Genomic DNA, 7492 nt, shown 5'->3' with positions numbered 1-7492 from the left:
TAGTTTGAAAGCTCATTTGCTTTGCTAGCGATTTAACTTAATTAAAAGTTATAATCTATTGTTTGCTTCATTTAAGAAGCTTGTTTCATTAACGTTGCTTGTTCAGTTTTCAAGGTTCATGTTTTAGTCGTTTGTGCGACTGTTTCAAATTATAACTGAGTTGTTTTTACTTGTCAACAACTTTATTAGAATTTGTTTTTCGATTGTGTTGCTTGCTTCAGTGTGTCGCAGCAACGTGATTAACTATACACCCGTATCTAATCTTTGCGCAACCCCTTTTTAAAAGAAAAAATTTTCTGATATTTATACAGTAAGCCATTTAGAGTTTCTTCCTATTATATATACAGTAAAGTACTTTTACTTGTCGCTCCAAAAGTAATCTCTCTACCCCTTCCTCCTATAAGAAAAAGAAGCTATTTAATATCGATTCGCATTCTTCTACTAATAGCATTCATGCCTTGTTTCTCATAAAACGCTAATGCATCTTTATTAAATTCCCACACATTCAACTCCACTGTCGTTACATTCTTTTCTTCCGACCATTGAATACACCTTTCAAAGAGCTTCGAACCGATTGATCGACGTTTCTTTCTTTGATCAACGCCAAAATCATGTATGTAGGCATAATTCCGAGAAACTAATGAAGGGAATGGCGGCGATACTTCCAAACTTATTATTGCAAAGCCAACCGTCTCTTCTTCTAATTTCGCAATAAATATTTTACTATTATCATTCTTTAATAGTTCATTGTAATAATCTTCAGGCATCACCGTTTCCACACTACGAAAAATAGACCGATCCCCTTCTACGTGTTCCTCATGCCCTTCCCTTACAATTCGGTTTACTTCTATATAGTCAGATGTACTGGCTTCAATAATTTCAACTTCCATAATCTATTCACTCCTTATATATTTATCTTCTACCTCGATATAGATTGTCCTTCTAATCATCCGTAACTTAATTTGTAATTCTAATGGTAGAGACCGCCAAATAAAAAAAGCTACTTAAACGGATTGTCTAAGTAGCTAAGAATAAATTTCATTAATGTGCTACAGTGCCTAAGTAAAGCAAGAATATAAATCCGAATACGTACATAATTGGATGAACTTCTTTTGCACGCCCTGCGACAATCATTGTTAATGGGTAGAATACGAAACCTACAGCAACACCTGTTGCAATCGAGAATGTTAAAGGCATCATTAACATAGTAAAGAAAGCCGGTACTGCAATTTCGAATTTTTCCCACTCAATTTTACCAAGTGATGCAACCATTAATACCCCTACAACAATTAACGCTGGAGCTGTTACCGCTGAAGTTACAACACTTAGAATCGGTAAGAAGAATAGTGCTAATAGGAAGAATACACCTGTCACAATTGCTGCAAAACCAGAACGAGCACCAGCAGCTACTCCCGAAGAAGATTCAACAAATGAAGTTACTGTCGATGTACCAAAAATAGATCCTGCAATGGTTGCAATCGAGTCAGAAATTAAAGCTTTACCTGCACGAGGTAGTTTATTGTCCTTAACAAATCCTGCTTGGTTGGCTACAGCCATTAATGTTCCAGCATTGTCAAAGAAGTCAACGAATAGGAATGTTAGGATAACTGAAAGCATTGCTAAAGTATAAAATTCCGCGTCACCAAAAGCAGAGAATAGCGCACCGAATGTAGGCTCTAAAGATGGTGGCATTGCTGCAATTTGTGACGGTAGTTCTACTAAACCAAAAATCATACCAGCTATAGCAGTAATAGCCATACCGACGAATACACCGGCTTTCATACCACGAACTAAGAAAATAACTGTAATAACTATACCAAATATAGCCAACAATACTTCTGGATCTGTTAAGTTACCAATACCAACAAATGTTGCTGGATTCGCAATAACAATTCCGGCATTTTTCAAACCGATAAATGCGATGAATAAACCAATACCTGCACCAACTGCTAATTTTAATTCCATTGGAATTGCATTAATTAATTTTTCACGTAAACCTGTTAAAGTTAAAATCAAGAAGAACACACCTGAAACGAATACTGCTGCCAATGCATGCTGCCATGGACTTCCGTTTGTTAAAACAACTGTATAAGCAAAGAATGCGTTTAGTCCAAGTCCCGGTGCCAATGCCAACGGATACTTTGCCAAGAATCCCATTACAAACGATCCAACAGCTGCCGATAAGGCTGTTGCTACGAATACTGCACCATAATCCATACGCATTGCATCCGGAAGATCAGGTACATCCGCTAATGTTAAAGTTAATGGATTGACAATTAAAATATAGGCCATCGCTAAGAATGTAGTGAAACCACCTAATATCTCTTTGCGATAATTTGTCCCAAGTTTATCAAACTCGAAATACTTTTTCATAATGTAATTTTCCTCCGTGTTGTCGTCTTACAACTATCGAGGGTTTCGATCCTATAAAACAAAAAGACACGCTAAGCTGTTATGCTGCATGTCTACGATTTATGGAAATAAGAATTGTTTCTATTAGTTAAATAGAATCGAAACTTATTTTAAATCGTAGTCGAATCATTTACGGTGATTCGGTAGAAACTTACGGGCCATATTCCCGACATTATACGACGACATATTTAATTTACGCTAGTAATATAACATTTCATTTTTTAAATTACAAGCCCATATCCGAACATTTTTTAATTTTTATCATAAAAGGTTCGTGAAAACATTCATAATTTAGCCAAGTCTTTTCTTGGAATTTACTAAACGCCTTTTTACCGACCTGGTATATACTGTAATTCAATTCACTTTTCTATTACACACATATACTTTGGGTGGGATTTTTTGAATGAAATAAAGGTTATATGAAGTGTTGGATTTACTGGAATAATAGAATATTTTCTCAGGAAAGTTTATAGAGATGTCATATTACTCTTTTATAGTTAACTTGAAATGAATTTTTTTGGAGGGATTTTTTTGATACAACAACGAATATGGGCGATGCGCTTAATTCGCTTCGCGGCAATTTTTGGCTTTTTAGGTGTTTTAATCGGTTCTATTATGAGTGGAGAAATGAATTATACTTTACGTCCAATTCACGCTCACTTTGTATTAGTAGGATGGTTATCGGTATTTGCGTGGGGAATTTTCTATTATTCTGTACCAATCCGCAAACTACTTTACGTAAAGGTTCAAAGTATTTTAGGGATGATTGGTGCCACTGGGTTATGTATAGGAATGTGGCTACACTACTTAGATCCATTGAACACTAATGAAACATTAAATATGGTGTTCTTCATTGTAGGCGGATCAATTTTATTAATCGCATTCTTCCTATTTTTCATCGTAACGTTCTTCATCGAAAAAAAAGAAAACTAATCACATTAGCCTGAGTATGCCTATAAGCTGCTTAGGCTTTTAATTATTTTGTTAACTTCACCAGCCCTAAATTGTACATTCTATCTTTTTAGTATGTTAAAATAATATTCGTTAAAGATGTTAAAGATAGTTTAAAGGAGGGCTTTAATTGCCGTATTGGTTGCATAACACATTATTTGTACTTTTATTAATTGTGACATTAGGTTGTGTATCGAGTGGAATTGAGTGGAAATCCCGCCCAAAAGATACTATTGAAGAGTAAATAATTCTAAACATAAAAAAAGGAAGCCTATACAATATAGACTTCCTTATATTTAATTACAGCTCTTAATATTGACGATTTGTTCGATTTAACGACTCATCTAAATTTGTCGATGTATTATGAATATCATTTCTTTCACGTTGTAGTAACTCTTCCTCATGAAGGGCTAATCGCTCTTCTTCAGTTTTATTTACCCCGTAATTTTCTGTACCTTCATCGAAGTAAGCTCCATAGTCTTTATCTACATACAATAAATACTTGCCTTCCTGCAATTCTTTATAATAACGATTTCTTTCGTCTTCTGTTAAACCCATTTGTGTGAAATATTTATCACGCACTAAATCTTCTCCCATAATAAATGCTTTGAAGCGATCCCACCATGAACCCTCTTTTCCATCATTTCCATATGAAGATGATCCTCGATACATTGAAAGCTGTTGGTTACGATTCGATACAATATACATATCCTCTTCGCCATACCCTTGTGTACGAAGGCGATCCATTTCTGCTTGTAATTCCATTTCCGTATTGTAAATACCATGCAATTTTTTGTTTTCACTTGTTTCCATGTTTCATTCCTCCATTTTTTTAATAGTTTAGTTCATACCGCTCGTTTATCTTGATTATAGGTATACTAATCAATACCTTTTCTCAGAAATACTAAACCCGAGTAATATAAATTTAACAATTCGCAATAAAATTGAAAGAATAAAAATGTTTATTTACCACTACCATTTTTTAGTCCCACATATTCAAAAATAAAAAACATAGGGGAAAACCATCCTCCTATGTTTATAATTCGTTTTATTTATCTGTTTGTTCTTGTTTCTTCTTCAAATACTCTGCACGTATTTTTTCAAGTTGCTGTTTTTTATCAAATTTGGCAGGTTTGTTTTTTTCATGATACTTTGTCACAGCTACCTTGCCTTTTGTATCCAATTGATATTTTCCCACTTTGTTCACCTACTTTTCTAATCCTTAAAGAGAATCCATCCAACAAATATACTATACCTTATTTTACTGAAGTAAACCTTATAGTGCACTGCCAACCTTACATATATTCGTAAAAAAATTTAAAACTAAGTAAAAAAGCTCAGCAGAAACCTTATCAAGTAAGGCTCTACTAAGCTTATTACGGTGTTCATTAATTTATTGTACTTCTGCGGTGCAGTGGCTCCTCGAAATTTGGAGAGCGTTTATTCCCACTCAATAAACTTTTTTCTTTTATAAACTAAAACCTTAGCAGTATCAAGGTATTTAAACCATATAATAATGTAAGGAATCATGAAATCCTATTAGAATTGGTATCAAACCTGGTATCAATCTGTATTATTTTTTACTTCATTTATTTTTCTTAATTTATGATAATTTTCTCTAAAAACCTCTATAATATCGGGTGAATATCTCGCTCCACCCAGATTAAAATATTCACTAATAGCTCTTAATATTTCTATAGTACCTCTACGGGTTTCGAATTTTTGTAATAATAATGCCAATAATACATCGTCACTTTTGTATTCATTATCCTCTCTGCCCTGCATAGATAAATCTACTCTAAAATTAAATTCTTTTAGAGCAATTTGAAAGATTCTATTATCTTCACCATATTTAATTGCTGGTTCCTCTAGTCTAATTAAATTAAAGACCTTCTTTATATATCTTTCTCTAATAATATTCTCCGTTTCATTATGAAATGGATACTTAGCGATATCTTCAGTGAAATCTTTTATTAATTCAGAAACATACTTATTAAAGATAGGAGCATAAATATCATCAAATACTCTTTCAATTACTATAGGAGTAGGATATATAAATTCTGATATTCCGTCTTTTTCACCCTTATTAAACTTAGTAGATATTTCATCAACAATTTCAGGATAGTCTTCTAATAGCTTTCCATGTCCATTATAAAGTAGATAACTATTAATATATTCACTTAAACTTCCATAATATATCCAATCCTTAGGGATATCTGTAAATAATGATATTTTTTCTACTATATTTTCTGGCGGCAAAGCTAAACCTCTTATATATGAATTTAAAGTAGATTTTGAAATACCTATTCGCTCCGCCATAATAGCAATAGAAAGTCCTGAGTTTTCTCTGATTTTCTTAATTCTTTGTGCAACATCTTGTTTTTTAGGCTTCATAAAATATCACCCTTTAAATAAAGTTTATTTTTATTCTTGTTTAATGTATTTTTATTTTTATATTGACATATATAATCATTATTATATACTAAAAATAATTAATACGTTTTTAATACGATTTCAATCCCTAAAAGTTGATTATATTTTTTTATAAAAATCGTGTTAAATTCGTGTTAAAGAAAGGTCGTGATAATAAATAAAAAAGCAGCGTCTGCAAACGCTACTTAAATATTATTCATTTTTAGAAAGGAAGCCTTATGAAAATTTCTCACTTTAAACTTAAGCATACGGCAAAGTTAAAGACAAAACAACCAGATTTGAAAGCATTTTTTATCAAATTCTTCGTTGGAGCATTACCTTTATTGTGTTTTTATCTTATTAAAAACGCATTATCAATTAATCATCAGTTTGGAATAAATATTCCATTACAAGACTATTTAAAACTGATTGTATATTTATTGTTTTTAATTAATACCCTTTTCACTCTATATGTTAGCCCATTTTCATTTTCAAGAGTTCAGCGCATGAAGTATACACTTAGAAAAATTATCGAAGTTAATAATTTTTATTACGAAAGTAAAGAACTCAATAAAATTATTCTATCCATGAAAATAAAATTTTATTGGATAGATAATCAACTTTATCTCGAAGTTTACCCAAATGGGGGTAAATTCACTCACAAAATGAATGAACTAACTCCAACCTTTCAGACAGCTTTAAATTTAACTGTGGTTTCTGTACAGAGCGATTTCGCTGATCATACCACTTATATTTTATGCTCTGATAAAGATAACTACATTGATTCAACAGAAACATGGAAGGGTTAAAATCATGAACAATTCTATTCAATTAGATAAAGATAAGTGGTATGAATTTTCCACAAAGCAAGTAGGTGTAATTATTCAAGCACCTACCGGGCAAGGTAAAACTCGCTTTCTATCCTATCTTATTTTATCAGCAGCTAAATTAGGGGCAGACATTTATTTTATTGACGGTAAACGTGCAGATTTATTCAGTTTACGTTTTGCTTTTCCCGAAAATGAACGTGATGAACATGTAGCAAGTACGCCCTCACAAACATGTCGTTTATTACGACACTTATCAGAAATAATGAATTCTAGATATGAAGAATATTTCTCAACAGAAAGCTCTACTACTGGCGAAAACTATTCATTTTACAAACTTCGACCTATTTTTATATTCTTCGATGAGGTAATTGCGACAATGGCGGAAGATAAAAAAATTGGTAAGGAAATAGAAAGTTATTTAATTCAAATCATGTTAAAAGGACGTCAAGCTGGTATCTTTGCAATACTTTCTTCTCAGCGTTTCTCAGCTGAAGTGTTATCTACCACTATTCGAGAAAACGCTGGTATGCGAGTAGCTTTAGGTAGGATGTCAAAAGATAGTTATCGAATGGTTTTCGGTGATTTTTACGACGAATTACCAGCTGCTGAAAAAGGTATCGGTAAAGGTTATATCTATTTAGACGGTTTGGGTTGGAGCACTCCTCGAGCATTTCAAACTCCTATTTTAGATACACAGAAAATCAATGTTAAAAGTGTACTAAAAAGATACTTGGAACAAGGAGCTTATAAATTCGGTAAATAAGGTAATAATTGTTAAAAATTTATCCTTTCATCCGTAGTGCTCAATAGATTTGAAATAGAATCCTTGCGTTAGCAAAAGGATAGGCGGAGCCGGTCTATTTCAAATTTAGTGAGTGCAACCACGA

Annotated in this window: 8 protein-coding genes and 1 riboswitch; of the genes, 3 read left to right on the top strand and 5 right to left on the bottom strand. The window is 32.6% G+C overall.

The window, feature by feature from the left end; translation table 11 throughout:
* Positions 1–413: 413 nt before the first annotated feature.
* Together SNE38_RS16895 and SNE38_RS16890 are read right to left on the bottom strand one after the other, a co-directional pair.
* On the bottom strand, positions 414–890 hold the full coding sequence (locus tag SNE38_RS16895) for a GNAT family N-acetyltransferase (RefSeq protein WP_191705234.1): 477 nt from the start codon (positions 888–890) through the stop codon (positions 414–416).
* 151 nt (positions 891–1041) lie between these two features.
* Positions 1042–2373: an NCS2 family permease gene (locus SNE38_RS16890; RefSeq protein ID WP_336046940.1), complete on the bottom strand. Its 1332-nt coding sequence runs from the start codon at positions 2371–2373 to the stop codon at positions 1042–1044.
* Between the two features lie 137 nt (positions 2374–2510).
* A riboswitch (purine riboswitch) is annotated at positions 2511–2612 on the bottom strand.
* A 331-nt stretch (positions 2613–2943) separates the two neighbouring features.
* Here SNE38_RS16890 and SNE38_RS16885 point away from each other — a divergent pair.
* On the top strand, positions 2944–3345 hold the full coding sequence (locus tag SNE38_RS16885; protein ID WP_336046939.1) for a hypothetical protein: 402 nt from the start codon (positions 2944–2946) through the stop codon (positions 3343–3345).
* A 327-nt stretch (positions 3346–3672) separates the two neighbouring features.
* Here SNE38_RS16885 and SNE38_RS16880 read toward each other — a convergent pair whose 3' ends face one another.
* The 3 genes from SNE38_RS16880 to SNE38_RS16870 form a co-directional block, all read right to left on the bottom strand.
* Positions 3673–4176, bottom strand: coding sequence for a general stress protein (locus tag SNE38_RS16880; protein ID WP_225223895.1), 504 nt, complete (start codon positions 4174–4176; stop codon positions 3673–3675).
* A 235-nt stretch (positions 4177–4411) separates the two neighbouring features.
* Positions 4412–4561, bottom strand: a complete 150-nt coding sequence (locus SNE38_RS16875; RefSeq protein ID WP_191701804.1) for a hypothetical protein — start codon at positions 4559–4561, stop codon at positions 4412–4414.
* 365 nt (positions 4562–4926) lie between these two features.
* Complete coding sequence (locus SNE38_RS16870) at positions 4927–5757, bottom strand: helix-turn-helix domain-containing protein (RefSeq protein WP_336046936.1); 831 nt, start codon at positions 5755–5757, stop codon at positions 4927–4929.
* 257 nt (positions 5758–6014) lie between these two features.
* Here SNE38_RS16870 and SNE38_RS16865 point away from each other — a divergent pair, with 257 nt between their 5' ends.
* The gene (locus tag SNE38_RS16865; protein ID WP_336046935.1) at positions 6015–6584 is read left to right on the top strand and encodes a hypothetical protein; all 570 of its coding nucleotides are present in this window, start codon (positions 6015–6017) and stop codon (positions 6582–6584) included.
* A gap of 4 nt (positions 6585–6588) precedes the next feature.
* Positions 6589–7368, top strand: coding sequence for a cell division protein FtsK (locus SNE38_RS16860; protein WP_336046934.1), 780 nt, complete (start codon positions 6589–6591; stop codon positions 7366–7368).
* The last annotated feature ends 124 nt before the right edge of the window (positions 7369–7492 follow it).

This window comes from Solibacillus ferritrahens (genome assembly GCF_037027585.1).
Taxonomy (GTDB): domain Bacteria; phylum Bacillota; class Bacilli; order Bacillales_A; family Planococcaceae; genus Solibacillus; species Solibacillus ferritrahens.
Note: the sequence above shows the minus strand (reverse complement) of the source record. Positions and strands in the feature narration are given on the sequence as shown.